General features: G+C 67.2%; 14 protein-coding genes. 9 read left to right on the forward strand and 5 right to left on the reverse strand.

Annotated elements, in window-relative coordinates:
- Positions 1-1240: 1240 nt before the first annotated feature.
- Entirely contained in the window at positions 1241-2743 is a 1503-nt protein-coding gene (locus tag VK640_01800) for a metallophosphoesterase (protein HTE71918.1), read from the reverse strand.
- A 1616-nt stretch (positions 2744-4359) separates the two neighbouring features.
- Between VK640_01800 and VK640_01805 the strand changes: the two genes are divergently transcribed.
- The 3 genes from VK640_01805 to VK640_01815 all read left to right on the forward strand — a co-directional run bounded on the left by VK640_01805 (position 4360) and on the right by VK640_01815 (position 8434).
- Entirely contained in the window at positions 4360-6003 is a 1644-nt protein-coding gene (locus VK640_01805; protein HTE71919.1) for a sialidase family protein, read from the forward strand.
- A 403-nt stretch (positions 6004-6406) separates the two neighbouring features.
- Complete coding sequence (locus tag VK640_01810) at positions 6407-7084, forward strand: phosphatase PAP2 family protein (GenBank protein HTE71920.1); 678 nt, start codon at positions 6407-6409, stop codon at positions 7082-7084.
- Positions 7085-8158: 1074 nt separating this feature from the next.
- Positions 8159-8434: a GlsB/YeaQ/YmgE family stress response membrane protein gene (locus VK640_01815; GenBank protein ID HTE71921.1), complete on the forward strand. Its 276-nt coding sequence runs from the start codon at positions 8159-8161 to the stop codon at positions 8432-8434.
- A gap of 134 nt (positions 8435-8568) precedes the next feature.
- On the opposite strand, the gene VK640_01820 is transcribed toward VK640_01815, so the two are convergent.
- Positions 8569-8715: a hypothetical protein gene (locus VK640_01820; GenBank protein HTE71922.1), complete on the reverse strand. Its 147-nt coding sequence runs from the start codon at positions 8713-8715 to the stop codon at positions 8569-8571.
- 173 nt (positions 8716-8888) lie between these two features.
- Here VK640_01820 and VK640_01825 point away from each other — a divergent pair, with 173 nt between their 5' ends.
- From VK640_01825 to VK640_01845, 5 genes are all read left to right on the forward strand, one after another.
- Positions 8889-9905, forward strand: a complete 1017-nt coding sequence (locus tag VK640_01825; protein HTE71923.1) for a sulfate ABC transporter substrate-binding protein — start codon at positions 8889-8891, stop codon at positions 9903-9905.
- A gap of 21 nt (positions 9906-9926) precedes the next feature.
- Positions 9927-10781: a sulfate ABC transporter permease subunit CysT gene (gene cysT / locus VK640_01830; GenBank protein HTE71924.1), complete on the forward strand. Its 855-nt coding sequence runs from the start codon at positions 9927-9929 to the stop codon at positions 10779-10781.
- Positions 10774-11583, forward strand: a complete 810-nt coding sequence (locus VK640_01835) for a sulfate ABC transporter permease subunit (GenBank protein HTE71925.1) — start codon at positions 10774-10776, stop codon at positions 11581-11583. Before cysT ends, VK640_01835 begins: the two co-directional genes overlap by 8 nt.
- On the forward strand, positions 11580-12545 hold the full coding sequence (locus VK640_01840) for a TOBE-like domain-containing protein (protein ID HTE71926.1): 966 nt from the start codon (positions 11580-11582) through the stop codon (positions 12543-12545). The genes VK640_01835 and VK640_01840 overlap by 4 nt, the downstream gene beginning before the upstream one ends.
- A gap of 87 nt (positions 12546-12632) precedes the next feature.
- Positions 12633-13067: an Rrf2 family transcriptional regulator gene (locus VK640_01845; protein HTE71927.1), complete on the forward strand. Its 435-nt coding sequence runs from the start codon at positions 12633-12635 to the stop codon at positions 13065-13067.
- A 66-nt stretch (positions 13068-13133) separates the two neighbouring features.
- On the opposite strand, the gene VK640_01850 is transcribed toward VK640_01845, so the two are convergent.
- Together VK640_01850 and VK640_01855 are read right to left on the reverse strand one after the other, a co-directional pair.
- Positions 13134-13529, reverse strand: coding sequence for a hypothetical protein (locus tag VK640_01850; GenBank protein ID HTE71928.1), 396 nt, complete (start codon positions 13527-13529; stop codon positions 13134-13136).
- Positions 13530-14492: 963 nt separating this feature from the next.
- Positions 14493-14708, reverse strand: a complete 216-nt coding sequence (locus VK640_01855; GenBank protein HTE71929.1) for a hypothetical protein — start codon at positions 14706-14708, stop codon at positions 14493-14495.
- 275 nt (positions 14709-14983) lie between these two features.
- On the opposite strand from VK640_01855, the gene VK640_01860 reads away from it, so the two are divergent.
- A complete protein-coding gene (locus VK640_01860) occupies positions 14984-15178 on the forward strand; it encodes a hypothetical protein (GenBank protein HTE71930.1) in 195 nt (64 codons plus the stop codon).
- A 1058-nt stretch (positions 15179-16236) separates the two neighbouring features.
- On the opposite strand, the gene VK640_01865 is transcribed toward VK640_01860, so the two are convergent.
- Entirely contained in the window at positions 16237-16869 is a 633-nt protein-coding gene (locus tag VK640_01865) for a hypothetical protein (protein HTE71931.1), read from the reverse strand.
- Positions 16870-17117: the final 248 nt, after the last annotated feature.

Raw genomic sequence — 17117 nt, forward strand, 5'->3', positions numbered from 1 at the left:
GCGACCGAACAACCCGGCGGCGAGAAACCCGACCGCGACGATTCGACGGGAGCCGAACCGACCGCTGCTGTAACGGTCGATCCGCCGCTCTCGGCGACGGCCGCAATAGGGCGCGACTGGTTCCGACACAAGTATCGCCCAAGGCCGGTTGGTATCGAGCTCCCAGCCCAAGGGCTCCGCGGTCGGTCGGCATGCGGTTGCGCCAACATTTGACTGACCGGTGCTGCCTTTCCCCCGTGGACAGCGCCGGCCCACATCTGGTTCAGTCCCAACGCGCTCCTAAGCGGAGGGCACCCGTTTGCCTGATGTTTCCGCATGCTGATGGATCCGCGGCAGAAGTGAGTCTGTTGGCGGTGCAGCGGACGCTCCCCCTGGCATTCGTGACGGCTCGGGGCCGCTTCTTATCGACATCTAGGATGCTGAATTACGGTGAATCCGCGTCGTGGCGCGGAGCGGGAGCAGATCTGCGCCATCATCATCCGACATCGAATTGGCGGCGAGCAGAGCGTCTCAGCCAGGTTGCAGTCGCGACGCCGTCATGTGTGCGGGCCCGGTGCTGTTGGTGCCATTGGGCTGCGCTCGCGGTCCGCCGTTCGTCGTTGGTGCGCGGCTGCCTCAAACGGCGCACGGTTCGTGCCCTCACCGCTCAACGGCGCGACGCCGCGACCCGTGACTGGCCTGCTGCCCAGCAACCGGGGCATAAAAGCCCCGGGGTGGATACGGACGGTCACGATCAGCCACCGGCCGTCTAGCACCCAGACACGGCCCTCTGCGTGCCCGATACGTGCCAGGTACGCCAGAGCGGCGATGCAAGCCGCAGCCTCTCCGCTTGGATCGTCTGCGTCGGTGCCGGCCGAGGCCACGACGGCGCCGGCTTGGGCGGCCTGCTCGGCATGACCGTTCGCGTGCCGTTGGGCATCCCGGGTTGACATCCGGTCCAATGCCAGGCCGGCGCCGAGAATGACGACCGCGGCCAGGAACGCCGCCATTCGCCACAACCGCCGCTGGGGCCGGTCGGGGGTCGAACGTGTGCGTACATGGCCGTGGTAACTGGTGCCAAGCGGCCGCACCACTTCTCTACCGTGCGCCGTCGGGGGTCGCTCCCACAAGCCCTCGCGGGGGGCCATTGCCAGTGTCGGCTGGCCTGGCAAGCATGCAGGCCGGCCTATTCCAAGCACCTGGTGTCCCGAACACCCCGGGCAATGAGCAAGTGCCGCAATAGGCCGCGGGGATCATCCGCTTACGGGGTGGTCGGTGACGCGCTCGGGGACACTGCCGGCGGGAACTGCTCTGCATAGACTTTCCGCTCGATCTTGGCTGAGACCAGGCCGAGCCCGCCGAGCGTAATGTCGTCCCAGGCTTGCAGACGCCCCGTCCGCCGATCAAAGTAGAGCACTGACGCGCGCACCGGCGTCGGCTTCTCGTTCTGCAGCCCGGCAAGCCCGGAGCCACCGGTCGAGCCCTGCAAGAAGCTCACCGTGCCGGCTGGGAGCTGGCTCTGTTCGCGGCGGTGGTAGTGCCCTGAGAGCACGAGTGGCACCAGGCCGTCCAGCTCAAGGGCCGATGCCCCGTCATGCATCACGGCGACGTCGACCGGGTGGCCCGCTTCCGCCGCTGCTCCGGCCCGGTCGGCGAGCAGCAAAGCGACCTGTGAGACGCTGGGCGGCGCGTTCTGGTCCCGGGTGTTCTTGTCGGGGGTGAACCGCGGGTCACCAATCCCAAGAAACCGCAGCCCCGCAACCTCGACGATCTGCCCGTCGAGGACCACCGCGTTCGGCTGCGCCGCGACTGCGGCCTCTGTCACCCCCGAGTCGTGGTTGCCACGCGCCCATAAATACGGCACTCCCAGTGTCCCGATTGACTTGACGTAGAAGTTCTCCGGCGCTGTCCCGTGATCCATGAGGTCGCCCGCGTCCACTATCGCGTCGGCGTCGTACTGGTCCGTAACTGACCGGATCACCTCCCAGGAAGCGGGGTTGAGATGCATGTCGGACACGAACAGGATCCGCACCGTCGACGGGTCAGGGCGGTACGCAGGCAACGTCGACGTCACGTCATAAAGCCGGGAGACGTTCGTCACGAGTATCGCGAGCTGTGCCTCGTACTTCTGGAAGTCGGTCACGATGCTCTGCGCGTCGCCTACAACCGTGGGCGCACTGGCGAGCAGACCCTGGTACTTCGGCTCATTAATGCTCTCCGGATCCCAGGTCGCCGCCGCTGTCCCGCCCCCGGCCAGCACGGCCGCCAGGCACACACCCCCGCTGGCCATCACAAGCCGGAACCGGCGGCGGAAGACCATCAGGCCCAGGAGCAGCGCGCCAACCACGGCGGCGAGGACTGACCGAATCACGAGTTTCTTGACGCCGTTCGTCAGGTCCTTCGCGACCTGCTCCCCCAAGCCCTCGACCGTCGTGGGATTGCTGAAGATGCGCCGCGCATCGGCGGCATTGATCCGGGTCACCTCGGCGCTCAGGCGCCACGGCCCGGTATGACTGTCGACGGTTAACTCACCCAGCGGCGGGATCGCGAGCTCGCTGCCGCCATGCACATTGGGCTGCACCGCCAGCCGTGCCTCGAGTGGCCCCACTGGCGTCTCGAGCCGGCCACCCGCGAGCAGGCCCAACCAGCAGCCCACCAAACCCACAACCACCACCTCGACCACGATGCCCACCCGCCGACGACGGCTGCCCTGCTCGCCGCGCAGCCGGTCCCAACGCGCGTTTAGCCGGGAGATGGCTGACACGGACATGGCTCCTACCTCACTCCCCCGCGCACCGTTGTCGGAGAGGCGTCCAGGGCGCGGGCCCGTCGTCACCAGTCTCGGGGGCCGCGCCACGGCGCTCACGCCGCCATGCGGGGCGTCCGCGCTGACCCGCTCAAGTGGTGGCGCGCCCCGGGTGGCGCTACCGAAGTCAGCGGTTTCATTCGGGGTATTTCAGACCGACGCTCATCGGTGGGCCCTCGCCCACGCCTCGAGCGCACCAACGCTGACCAGAAGGTCGCCGTTGGCCCTGGAATACGGCCGTACGGGAGTGTTTCATTGCGAGCCCGCCCGGGCGAGTTCGCCGAGAGGCCTACCAATTCTGTCGGCGGCGTGCCGTAGGTCCAACCACTCGTCGGGCTCCGACAGCCCGCCGGTTAGACGTCGCAGTTGCACACTTCCCCTATCGACGTCCCTAGGCCCCCTCTTTATTTCTGTGGCCGGTCCTGACCCCCGCCACATAAATGTGGGTGACGAAGAGCCGGACCGGCGCGGGCGGTGAGCGGGAGGTCGAGCAGTTCTAACCGACGTTCGGCCATGCAAGCGCTCTGGCAAGCGGATGCTGGCATCGCCCCTGTTAGGTCATCCGGGGAGAGATCATTTAGCGCAAGCTACCCACCATTCGCCGATGAGCGGCGCTCAGCATGGGCCTCGGCAGGCGGGACGGCGACCGCTGCACTCTCACCTGCTCGCACCGGAGCGCGTCGTCGGAGACCATCACGTCCACCGGCAGAGCTTCCGTACGCCCGAGTCGGTCCTGCCGTCCACTGGCGATCCGCGAGGTGATCGCTGAATGATCGAGTCGAATTGGGCACATCATCGCCAACCAGAGGACCGACGCGACGACCAACCCAGCGCAGGCCGCACAGACCAGCACCGACAGCCACAGCCCCCTGTCCTCGGCCGGACGGTACGCGGACGAGGTCAGCACCCCGTCATGGTGTCGTTGGAGATCCCGGAAGCGCAGGCAGGTGGCCGTGAGAGTTGGGACTTTCAAGAGCGAATCGCGCAAGACGGAGGCGTCCGCCGGTGCTTGATCGCGCCGATGGTACGGGGTTGCGCTCGCCGTCCGCGCCGGGCGCCTTGCCCGGCCGGCGCGATGCCGGTCGCAGCGTCGCCACGGCGCGAGCTCGCGGCGATGACGCAAGAGCGCCGTTCCGTGATGCACGGTCTGGCCCATCACGCTCCGTGAGCACTGTGGACGCCGATTCGGGCGAGGGTCGTCTAGAAGGCACCGACGTCTTGCCGCGAGGGTCGGCCGGGGTGTCTGATGCAGGAGGCGGAGCGGCGTGGTCGGCGCTCCGGCGATCAGCCCCCGCCAGGAGCGGAGGGACGTCATGCGAGTTGTTGCTCTGTCGACGGCCGCCTGCCTGGCGCTGTCGTTGGCCGGCCTGTCAACCACGGCCTCGGCGGCTCCGGCGGGCACGGTGGAGAGTGCCGTGACTGATGACGGTGCCTACGTGCGCCATGACGGTGGCACCGACCGGGCCATTCAGCACTGCAGCACCGGGGGCTCCAGCGCCACGCCGGCTGCTCCAGCCAACGGCGACGCCGACCCCAATGACGGCGGGAACAGGCGGCAGGGCAACGAGCCGTCCGTGGCCGTGGACCCGACCAACCCCAACCTCGTCGTGGCCGGATGGAACGACTACTGCCAGTCGGACCTGGCGGCGGGCTGGCAAGGCCTCGCCTACTCCACGGACCGGGGGGCGTCCTGGACCGACTCGGTGGTCCCCGGCTACCCCGCCGACACCTCGGCCGAGGGGATGGCCTCGCCGCTGTACGGGACGCACACCGACGCCGGTGACCCGCTGGTCGCCTTCGACAACGCCGGCCGGCTGTTCGTCGGCGGGATCGCGTTCAACCGGGTCAAGCCCTCCAACGGCGATGTGTGGCTGGCTTCCTACAGCAACCAGCCGCACCCGTCCGGGTACCCGAAGGACTACCTGCGCACGGTCGTCGTCGGCAAGGGCACGCCCTCGGAGGTGATCGGCGGCATCTTCCAGGACAAGCCGTCCCTCGAGGTGGACCGCACCGGGGGGCCGGACGACGGCAACGTCTACATGTGCTGGTCCCGGTTCGTTGGCGCTGCCGGCCGCACCAAGATCTACTTCAGCCGCTCCACCGACCACGGGGCCACTTTCTCCCGGCCGATGCCGCTGTCCGAGGGCGTCTCGGTGCAGGGCTGCGACATCGCCGTCGAGCACGACGGCGACGTCTACGTCACCTGGGGCACCTTCAACACCTCCGCGCGGATCGACCAGGACGGGATGGCCTTCGCCCGGTCGACCAACGGCGGCGCGAGCTTCTCCCGGGCGGGCGTGCTGGCCGGTTTCACCCGGTACTTCCCCTTCGACGGCAGCCGGGACTGCGGCGACGACACCGAGTTTTGCGGCCCACCCGGCTACGTCTTCCACCGGGTGCCGCTCGAGCCACGGGTCACCGCCGACCAGACCGGGCAGCTGCCGGGGATCTACGCGACCTTCAACGCCATCGACCCGACCACCCGGGTGGCCAGCACGTCCCCGTACTCGTCGGCGGACCCTGGCTTCGTCGGGCGCTCGGTGGTCTACGTCGCCCGGTCCACCAACAACGGCCAGACCTGGGGGGACCCGGTCAAGGTGGACAACGCCGGAGGCCGCGGACACCAATACTTCAGCGACGTCGACGCCTACGCCGGCCGGCTGATGGCCATCTGGCAGGACAACCGCACTGACGACGACTACAGCGTGCAGCTGCCGATCGGCAACACCCTGGACGCCCAAGGCCGCGCGATCTCCTCGGCCGAACCACTGCAGGCAGCCCTGGCCGACGTCGTCGGCACCTACGCCTCGGTGTCGACCAACGGCACGTCATTCACGCCGCTGGGGATGATCTCGACCGTGACGCACCAGCCGCAGAAGGAGATGTTCGCCAACCGGTCGGTGCCGTTCCAGGGCGACTACAACTGGGTCGCTCTCGCCGACTCGACACCAGGACCGGCCATCGGGTCACTGTTCGCATACGCGGCGTGGACGGACAACCGGCAAGTCGTAGGCGGTGTCGACCCGCGCGAGCTCGAGGCCGACGGGTACGACGACGGGTTCGACGTGCTGCAGTGCCGGATCGATCTCGGTGCCGGGCCGGCATTGCCCGAAACTGTGCCGCTCGCCCGCAGGGACGCGCCGTACAGCGGCGACAACTGCGGTAACGCCGGCGGGCTCGACCAGGACATCTTCGGGGCGATGGTGCCGGTGAGCTGAACGGCCACACCTGCGGGTCGCCCCCGTTCCGGGCGGCCCGCAGTGGTCAGCTTCTGGGCTCGAGTTCCAACTCGGGCCGACCGAGCGGGTGATGGTCGTTCCGGGGCTGGTCGGACCGGCCCTAACGCTGTGTCCGTCAGAGCAACTGCCCGTCGCCAGGCATCGGGCTGGCCACGGCGAGGCGGGCCTTGTGGATCGAGATGTTCATGTGACGGATCATCCTCGGCGAGGTCCGCCAAGAGGAGTCGCTTGACCTGCCGTAGGTCGCGGTAGGTTCTCGACTTCGATCATGGGTACCCACTCTCGTGCGAGAGGGGGTACCCACATCGGGGACAGCCGCTCAGTGAGACCGGAGCCGATCCCGAGTTCCTCTCGGGGTAGGTCCCCGAGAAGATGGCTGACCGTGACCCCCGAGAGTCGATCCTGGCCAGCGACGCTCGGACTGCTGGCAGGGGCGTGGGCGGCGGTCGCAGCCGTCGTCGTCGCTTGGGGCTGGGTGCTCACGAACCACCTCGAGGGCTCGATCGGCGCCGTCGACGACGACCTGGCACGCCAGATCACGGACGAGCGTACCCCGATACTCACCGACGCCGCCGAGATCGGGACCTACCTCGGCGAGACGCGCGTGGGCGGCATCGTGGTCGCGCTCGCCGCGGTCGTCTTCGCGCTCTGGAAGCGGACCTGGCTGCCGATCGTCTTCGTCGCCATCGTGGAGGCCGGTCTGGGCGGCATCTACCGGCTCGGGATCCACGTCGATCCGCGCGACCGTCCGCCTGTCCAGAGCCTCGACACGGGACTGGATCCCCAACACAGCTTCCCATCGGGCCATGTCGGGACGGCGATGGCGATCTTCCTGGTCCTGCTCTCCCTGGTCTTCGCGTACACGCGGGCCTCCCGAGGGTGGGGGATGCTGCTGGTCGTGGTCCCGCTGGCGTGCCTGGCCGCGCGGCTCTACCAGGGGGCCCACCACCTCAGTGATGTCCTCACCAGCGTGGTTTACGCGGCCGCGTGGATCGGCATCGTCGCCCGGCTGGTTTTCGGCCAGCGCGTCGCCAACCCCTCATCTACCGTCTCCGCGTGAGCGACCAGGGCGCCCACGCCAGGCCCAGGCTCCTGCGGCTTCGCCTGCTCGCCCGCGACGATCGCTGCTCGGGGCGTTGCTGGCGATCTCGCTGCTCTGGTTGTCGTCGGCACTGCGGTGTTCGGGGTCGGGCGAGACGACGATGATGAGGCCGTCGAGTCGATCCCTGCGGTCACCGCAGCGAGCCGTGTTGCCGACCTCTGGCGATCGAGGTGTTCGAGAACCTGAGCCGCGAGCACGTGCCCGGTGACGTCGACTACCGGCTTCGGGGCCGCTTTTCTGTCAGCTGGTTTCCGCCTCGGATCCGCCCGGAATCACGCGGCCGTCGAACGTTGGCAAAGGTGGGCCATAATGTGCCGGCGCGGGACCTCAACGTAGCGGGCGGCATAGGGGGGAGGCAGCAGTGAGACAATTGCGTCGTGGAATGACGCCTCTCGTCATCGGCTGGATTGCCCTGATCGCCCTGATCGTGGTGCTCCTGGAGGTCTTGAGACGGTGAGCTGGCCGGCCGTCAGGGGTGGGGAATCCCTCGCTCCCCCGGGGCAACAGAGGTCTTTGTGGGCCGCGCGCAGCCTCGCCCGCACTTCCTGGGGTCACCGGCGGTGCTGACCATTGGGGGTGTGGCGCAAGGCGCGATCCGCCGATCGCGTACCCCGGCGCCCGACTCGCCAGGAGCTGCACGACGCGACTCCGGTAGGTAGAGGTCTTCGCTCTGGACGCGCTCGGCCGCATCGCCCCGGGCGCCGGAGACCCGGGAAGGCATTAGGCATCGGCTCAACTCGGGCAACGGCGGCTGACCGGCCTGTGGACATGGGCGCGATCACACCCGGCGTCAAGGTGTGACCAATGCACCGTCTCGGAGAATCTGGGTCCTGCGCCGGACGGGGGGCTGGACGATAGTGCCGCGTGCGTCGCCGGGCGCAGTTCGGAAGGCCTTACAACGACTCGTTGACCGTGCGGGTCACTTCGTCAGGATCGATGCTGCCTTTATGGAGGTGTCACCCAGCCAGGCTGCGGGCAGGACCGTGGAAGAGTGCCCGCTCGGGGGCACCAGTGGAAGAAGGAGTCCCTGCCGTGACCATCGAAGGCATTATCGGCGCCCTTATCATCGGCGCGATCATCGGCGTCCTGGGACGCCTGATCGTCCCAGGCAAACAGGACATCCCCATCTGGCTGACAATCGCGGTCGGCATCGTCGCCGCCCTCATCGGATCGGCGATCGTCGGTCCGCTGCGCGACACCGACGGCATCGACTGGGTCGAGCTCATCGTGCAGGTCGCGCTGGCCGCGCTCGGCGTGTATCTCGTGGCCAGCTTGCGGGGCCGTGGCCGCACTACCCACCACGTCTGACCTTGCCTGCAGCCCGCGTTCGCCCGCCCCTCCGCAGCGGGCCCTGGCTGCCTGGGTGTCACGCACCGGCGTCTATTCCGCAATCGCGCGACTAGACGCCGCTTCCCGGTCTCATGCTTATCCGGGTTCAGCACTCAGCCCATGATGATTAGACAGCCGATGATCAAGCCCATCCCGGCGAGGAGCAGCGGGTCAAGCGCACTGGCGTTGGGCATCCGGACGCCGGTGTGGAAGCCACCGGCCGCCAGACCAGCGACCAGCAGGATTGAGAGCCAGCTCACTCGAAAACTCGCTTCTTCCGTTGCTTGCTAGCCGCTGCCTCGTCTCGGCAGGCGGCGACTCGCCCCGACGTGATCCATGTTTGACACGACGCTTATGTCGTGTCTAGCATCCTAACCACTGTAAATCAGTGGAGAAAGGGATGATCATGGGGTTTTGGCGCGGCAAGCGGCGCGTGGCTTCGGTAACTGTGGCGGCGGCCGTCCTTGGTGGACTCAGCGCCTGCGCCAGCACCGAGCCGGATTCGGAGGCGGCGGCCTCGTCGTCGGAGGGCAAGACCGTCGAACTGTCGCTGGTGGCGTACTCCACACCGCAGGCAGCCTTCGAGCAGATCATCGCAGCCTTCCAGGAGACCGGGGCCGGCCAGAACGTCAAGTTCACCCAGTCCTACGGCGGCTCGGGCGACCAGAGCCGCGCCGTGGAAGCCGGACTTCCGGCCGACTTCGTGATGTTCTCCCTGGAGACCGACATGACCCGCCTGGTGGACGCCGGCATGGTGGACCCCGCGTGGAACACCGATGAGCACAAGGGCATGATCACCGACTCCGTTGTCGCCCTGGTCACCCGCAAGGGCAACCCGGACGGCATCCAGGACTGGTCGGACCTGACCAAGAAGGGTGTCGAGGTCATCACCCCGAACCCCTTCGCCTCCGGCGGCGCCCGGTGGAACCTCATGGCGGGCTACGGCGCGCAGGTGACCAACGGTGCCTCCGAGGCAGAAGGCGAGCAGTACCTCGCCGACCTGCTCGCAAACGTCCCGGTGCAGGACGAGAGCGCCCGGGCTTCTCTCCAGACCTTCACCGGCGGCAAGGGCGATGTACTGATCGGCTACGAGAACGAGGCCATCTTCGCTCAGCAGAATGGTCAGGACATCGACTACGTCGTCCCGGACTCCACCATCCTGATCGAGAACCCGGCGGCGATCACCAGCACTACCAAGCACCCCAAGGAGGCCCAGGCGTTCCTCGACTTCGTGCACGGCGAGGAGGCTCAGAAGATCTTCGCGGAGAACGGCTACCGACCGATCGTCGAGGGTGCGGACACCGCGGGGCAGGACTTCCCCGAGCCCTCGGGTCTGTTCACGATCGAGGAGCTGGGCGGCTGGGATGAGGTCGCCACGAAGTTCTTCGACGCCGAGAACGGCATCGTCACCGAGATCGAGCGCAACCTCGGCGTCTCGACCGAGAAGTAGCGAGAGCCTTTGACCAGCAACATGGCCGGCGCCGGCGTGAGCCTCCTCCCTAGGGCCACGCCGGCGCCACCGGCCGCGCCGCCACGGCGCCCCCTCCACGGCAGAGGACAGGCGATCGGCCTCGGCTTCGTCGTCCTCTACCTCAGCCTCATCGTCCTTATCCCGCTGGCCGCAGTAGTGGCCAAGGGACAGGAGAACGGCTTCTCCGGGTTCTGGAACGCCGTCACCACGCCCGAGGCCGCCTCCACCCTCAAGCTGACCATCGGAGCCTCCTTCGTGGTCGCGCTGATCAACGCCGTCATGGGAACTTTGATCGCCTGGGTACTCGTCCGGGAGCGTGTCCCCGGGCGGGCGGTGTTGGACTCGCTCATCGATCTGCCGTTCGCCCTCCCGACGATCGTCGCCGGGCTGGCGCTCCTGACCGTCTACGGAGCACAAAGTCCGGTTGGGCTCGACATCGCCTACACCCGGCTGGCAGTGGTCGTGGCGTTGCTGTTCGTCACGTTGCCTTTCGTGGTGCGGACCGTCCAACCGGTCCTCTTGGAGCTGGACACCGAGATGGAGCAGGCCGCCGCGTCGCTCGGCGCCGGACCAGCCACCATCTTCTTTCGGATCGTCCTTCCCAACATCGTCCCCGCCATCGCCGCGGGGACCGCGCTGTCCTTCGCGCGGGCCATGAGTGAGTTCGGGTCAACCGTGCTCATCTCGGGCAACCTGCCCTTCCAGACCCAAGTGGCATCCGTGCACATCTTCAACCAGCTCGAAGGCGACAACCTCACCGGCGCAGCAGCGGTCTCCACCGTCCTGCTCGTCGTGTCCCTCGTCGTCCTCGTGGCACTCGACCTGCTGCAACGCTGGGCGGCCCGCCGTGGCTAGCCCGGGGGTCCTCGTGCGACCGGCCCTCAAGGGCGTTGCGCTGCTCTACCTCACGTTCCTTCTCGTCATCCCGGTTGCGTTGATCTTCTACCGCACCTTCGAGAACGGCATCCAGCCGGTGATCGACGGGCTCACCGACCCAGCCACGGTCCACGCCTTCCAGATCACCGCCGTGGTCGCCTTCTGGGCGGTGGTCGCCAACACCATCTTCGGTGTGACGACGGCGATCCTGCTGGTGCGCCACGACTTCCGCGGCAAGCGCGTGCTCAACGCCCTGATCGACCTGCCTCTGGCAGTCTCACCCGTCATCGTCGGTCTCGCGCTGATCCTCGTCTACGGGAGCACCACCGGCATCGGTCAGACCTTGTCCGGCATCGGCGTGAAGGTGATCTTCTCCATCCCGGGCATGGTGATGGCAACCATCTTCGTCTGCATCCCGCTCGTCGTGCGCGCAGTCGCCCCCGTCCTGGAGGAGATCGGCAACGACCAGGAGCAGGCGGCCGCCACTCTGGGTGCCGGACCCGTACAGACCTTCCTGCGGATCACCCTGCCCTCGATCCGGGGCGCGCTCGCTTACGGCGTCGTCCTGGCACTCGCCCGCTCGCTCGGCGAGTACGGCGCCGTCGCCGTGGTCTCCGGCCGGCTCGTTGGTCGAACGCAGACCGTCACGCTGCTGGTCCAGGAGCGATACCTCAACTTCGACCAGGAGACGGCGTACGCTTGCGCCCTGCTTCTCGTGGTCACCGCCGTGCTGGCGTTGATCGTCAGTCGCCTCTTGGCGCCCAAGGAGATCACCCGATGAGCATCATCGTCCGCGACGTGTCGAAGAACTTCGGCGACTTCTCGGCCCTGAAAGACGTGTCCGTCGAGATCCCCACCGGCGGCCTGACCGCTCTGCTGGGGCCGAGCGGCGGCGGCAAGTCCACCCTCCTGCGGGTCATCGCCGGCTTGGAGAAGCCCGACAGCGGCTCGGTGGAGATCGAAGGCCGTGAGGCGACCTCCCTCCGCCCGCAGGAGCGAGGTGTCGGGTTCGTCTTCCAGCACTACGCAGCGTTCAAGCACCTGTCCGTACGGCGCAACGTGGCGTTCGGACTGGAGATCCGCAAGCAGCCGAAGGACGAAGTGCGCCGGCGCGTCGACGAGCTGCTCGAACTTGTCCACCTGGAGCAGTTCGCGCACCGGTATCCGGCCCAGCTCTCCGGCGGTCAGCGACAGCGCATGGCACTGGCTCGCGCGCTCGCCGTGGAGCCGGCAGTCCTCCTGCTCGACGAGCCGTTCGGTGCCCTCGACGCCCAGGTGCGGAAAGAGCTGCGGACATGGCTGCGGCGGCTGCACGACCAGGTGCACGTCACCACGGTCTTCGTCACCCACGACCAGGAAGAGGCGATGGAGGTTGCCGACTCGATCGTCGTCATGGCTGACGGCGAGGTCAAGCAGGTCGGCACCCCAGACCAGCTTTACGACGCGCCAGCTAACGACTTCGTCATGAGCTTCCTCGGGCCGGTAACCCGCCTCGGAGGCAAGCTCATCCGGCCGCATGACATCGAACTCTTCCCGCACCGTGAGAACAACACCGAAGAAGCCACCGTCGAGCGCGTCACCCGGCTCGGCTTCGAGGTACGGGTCGACTTGCTCGTCGCGGGCGAGGAACTCTGGGCACAGGTCACCCGCGGAACGGCCGAGCAGTTCGGCCTCGAAGGCGGGCAGACGGTGTATGTGCGCCCCGCTCGGGACCGGCGCATCGCACCCGTGGCGGCGGGGTGACGGCGCCCACTTTCCCGCGATGCATCACCTAACCGTTCGCCGGGTGGCCGGCCGCACGCCCCACTGGTCGTGAACGTTCCATCGCGGGTGGACTTCGCGCTCCGGGCCACGATTGTCCTTGCCGAGTCGCCAGAAACCCTTCTGAGCAGAGGGGAGATCGCACGCTTGCAGCGAATCCCCGCACCCGTCCTGACTGACATCCTGGTGGCGATGAAGCGTCGTGGGTTGATCGCCAACACCCTCGGCCCGAACGGGGGGTATCGACTAGCCCGCCCCCCAGCCAGTATCACGCTCGGGGACATAGTTCGCGCCGTCGACGGCCCCCTTGCTTTGATCGGGGACCGGCACCCTGGCGACCTTTCGTACGCCGGACCGACGGCCGCGCTTAGAACGGTGTGGCTCGCCGTGCGAGGAAGCCTCGCCGACGTGCTCGACAACGTCACCTTGGAGCACGTACAGCGCCGACAGCTGCCTCAGCGCATCGTTGACATCGCCACGGAGTACGGGCTCGACGAGCGTTGACCGCCGCGCCGACCCCGTGCGCTGGGCGCATTGTCGCTGGGGAACAAGTGTCGAAGCCGATGCGGGTCAGTACGCATAGATGTCCACCAGAAAAGCACCCAGCATCGTCAGCGCAGCAAGAACACCGACTTCTGCCGCTCGCTGTGACCGGGCCACTGCCAATGACAAGAGCGCACTGGAACCCCCCAGAGTGAACACTCCTGAGCCAACGTCCTGCCAGCTCACAGGAAAGGGCCTGAAAGGCAGGTCATGCGAGAACATCGAAGTCGTCTCCGTCGTGCGAAGAATTATGTTCCACGCAAGTGGCGAGAGAAAGGCGGTCAGGCCACACGCCGCTAAGACGAGCATCCTTCGCTCTCTGGCGATGACCAGCACAAAAATCACCGCAGCCAGAACGGACCACAGGGCGCCATACAGCATGTGCCCGTAGCTCATGTCACCTCCCGCGCGTGCGACGCGCACCAGACAGCCGCCGGTGCTGTATGGCTGGCGGCCGCCGGCAGCTAATTCGCTGTAGTCTTCGGAAGGTACCCGGTTCGCCTTCCTGAACGCCCAATATTGGTACTCGCCGGAGGCGTCGGGTCACGGCGTGAGCTGCTCAGACCCCACGCTTATCGTGGTCACCGGCAACGGCGGGCTACACCTGTACTACCAACTACATGAGCAGGCGCCGTTCATCGAGAGGCCGACCCATGCCAACCACCGCCGTCGAAGTTCTGCACGACGACGGGCGCTGGTACCTCGCGTAGTTGCTCGGGCAGCACCGCGACCGGGCGACCGGCGAGCGGCGCTGCGGTGTCCGATACTCGGCGGCGCCAGGGATGGCGTATCGGCGCGTTGTCTGGGCCGACCAGTGCCGGCGCTACCGCCACATAAGGTCACGCGAAGAGCCGCTGGAGGGGCGAGCCGCTGAAGCGTCAGGCGTGTAACGCTTCCGGCAGCGGGACCGATCACGAAGCGCCACCTCAATCCGGGGCGTGCCGGAGAGGACTCGATGCTGACACGCATGGCGGCCGTGGTTGCCGCTCGCACCCGTCTAGTCGGCTTCGTCACGGTCGCTCTGCTCGCCGGCGGCATCGGGGGGGTCTGGGCCGCCACTAACACGACCGCTCCCCACGTCTCGGTCATGACCGTGGCAGGCGAGAAGGGCGGCCAGGCGGCTGCCGAGGGGACCAGCAAGACCAAGGCTGCAAAGGTCAAGTCGTCCGGAAGTGAAGGTACCCATGGTGCCTGCGTCTCAGCGGTAGCCCGCAGCGACGCCAAGGGCGGGCCGAACGACAACCACGGTGGCGCCGTCTCGCGGGCGGCCCACACCTGCGCGCCAAAGGTGGCGGGCAGCTCGGTCGACCGTTCCTCTAAGCAGCCGAAGGCGCCCAAGCCCACGAAGCCGCCCAAGCCTTCCCCGGCTGCGACCGTCAACGGCGGTCAGCCGAGCCACGAGGCGAAGTCCAGCGCCGCCGTGACCCCGAACCCCGGAGCCACGCCGTCTGAGTCGCCGACCCCCGATCCCGCAACGCCCTCGGGGACGACGCCCACGAGCACGACATCGACTGAGACCCCAGCAACCACCACCGCGACCGCCAAACCATAGACCGTCAGGTTTCCGGCGGTCATGTGGTCCGGCGACCGCCGGCGCTCCATGATCAGGCAACGAGACTTGCGCCGACCCCCCTGCAGCCGGCGCAAGCCTCTTGCGCTGGCCGTCGTCTCGACCGGTCCCCGGAACGCTGCCGACAGATCCCCGACCTGTCGCGCGTGCCCCATTCTGCGCAATCCCGACCAAAGCGGTAAGCAGACGGTCGGCCAGAACAGTGTGGGGCCAAACGGAGGAGGGTCGCCCTCCACCCTCGTAGCAACAGGTTTCGGCTCCCCCTGCCGGGTGAGGCCCTCCCTCACCGGGAGCAAAGGAGACCAGCATGGAGATCGACAAGTCACAGATCATCGAACTGCTCAAGTCCCGCGGTGACGACGCCAAGGCCAGGCAGGCCGAAGGCGATCTGCCCAACAAGGTCGACACCGACAAGGACAGCGGGCTACTCGAGAAGTACGGCCTCAACGCTCAAGAGCTCATGGGCAAGCTGCCAGGCGGCCTAGGCGGCCTCGGAGGCTAATCGGTTCAGGCACGACAAAGGAAGGCGGGCCCGCGCCGCCGGACGGGGGATACTCGACGACGCGGGCTCGCACAGGCTAGCTATGGTCACTTGGCCCTACGTCTTGGCGCACCTCGAGCACCGAGCCGCGCTGTACGGCCGGTCGACCTGGCGGATCTTGGCGGCGTGCCGGATAAGGGAACAGTCACGACGGAGATGAAATCGCGCGTGAGTAGCCACGGGTTCATCCGACGCCGTTGTCAACGGCTCAACCCAGCCCGCGGGCGGCTCATACGGCATGGGGGCTCCCTGGCAGGCTGGGCGGTGCGGCGTGCGACACCATTTTTCGCAAGGCGGCGGTGTGAAACGGAGCCCCGGACGTCCGCCGTGAGAGAGGTGCTGGTCTCCCCGAACGGTTACCGGTCGAGCGCATCGTCGGGCAGAAGTCGTTGAGCCGGCCGGCACGCGAGATGCTCAGGCTAAAGCACGGAGCTACTTCGTCGCGGACTGCGCCACCGTTGCCGACGTCGCCCAGGTGGACTGGTGACGCTGGTGCCGGAGCAACTGACAGGACCGCCCCTGCTCGCGAAGCAGGGGCGGTCTTTGCGCAGCGAGTGAAGTTCTACGCCCGGCAGGTCGGTCGTAGACGTAGTCCGAGACAGTGTCCCCATTGGTCAACGTGACGAAGACGTCAGGCCGGTCGCCGTGCGGGTAGTTGCCGACATTTGCATCAACGAACGTCCAGGTCGCCGACGTCGCGGTCGACGCCGTCTGTTGTCCGCAGTTGGATGAGTACGGCGCACCGGCGAGCGTGAGACGCAGTGCCACCCTCGGATCTCACTCAGCGGGCGGTTCACCGTCCAGGTTTATTCGCGGTCAGGACAGCGACCGGGCGTCCGGCGAGTGGCGCTGCGGGGTGCGCTACTCGGTGGCCCTGGCATGGCCTACCAACGGGTCGTGTGGGCTGACCATTGCCGGCGGTTACCCCGCTGAACAGGAAGTCGAGCAGCGACTGGACGCAGACCCGGAGAGTAAGCACGATCACGACTACAATTACCGGCCAACGTTTCCGGAGGCCGCTAGACCCGGCGGTCGAAGAGTTCGCCCGAGAAGAAGCGTTCGAACTTTCCCTTGCCCAGTGGCCCGGTGCCATCCCAGTCGAGCCGGGTGCGCGCCGCAGCTTGAGTCTGTTCCCCGAAAAAGCCGTCGGCAGTGATGCCCAGCAGCTCCTGCAGGAATCCAATGGACTTGTTGGTCTGGCCGAATCGTAGATCGGCGCGCTTCACGACTAGTTTCTTGCGATTCGGGTGGTCCGGAATCTTGACCCGAGGATGTGGATCCGGGCCGTGGTCGATCAGGCCGTTTCGTTTCCGCTTGTAATCGGTGACTTGGCTCTTTGCTTGATCAGACAAGTTCCGGTCGAAGATTGACACCGCGTGGGTGTGATCCACTCGAAACGAGCCACCCTCATTCCGCTTCCACGCGGCGAAGCCCTCCTTCCGCAGTGCGCTGATCACCTCCGGACGTGTCTCCTGGGCGTCGAAGACGCCACCATCGTCATGGGTGCCCTTACTGCGGCCTGGGGCGGGATCAAAGGATCCCTTGAGCAGATTCAGCCGACTGCCGAGTCTGTGCTCAGCGGCATGCAACATCAAGATCGTCTTTGCGTTCAGCTTCCTACCGCGCCAGGTGATTGGCCTGTTGTCGCCCATCGCACACCCCGGTCCCTTGTCCGTCGGCGATCCGCACCGAAGGTCCGCCTTCGAGCATGCGCCCGTCCGCCTGGCGTGTCGATGCGGCTGTTGGTGTTCGGGGACCAGCGGGAACGACTAGGTCAGTGCCGGGCGGCTAGTTGTAGTGACCACGGACCTTGTTGACACGCCGCGGCGGTAGTTGACCTTGGGAGGACCTCCGGGCGCGGTGGAGATGTCTCGTCTTCACGGCCTGGAGGTCCTCGTGG

This window comes from Actinomycetes bacterium (assembly GCA_035489715.1).
Classification (GTDB): domain Bacteria; phylum Actinomycetota; class Actinomycetes; order JACCUZ01; family JACCUZ01; genus DATHAP01.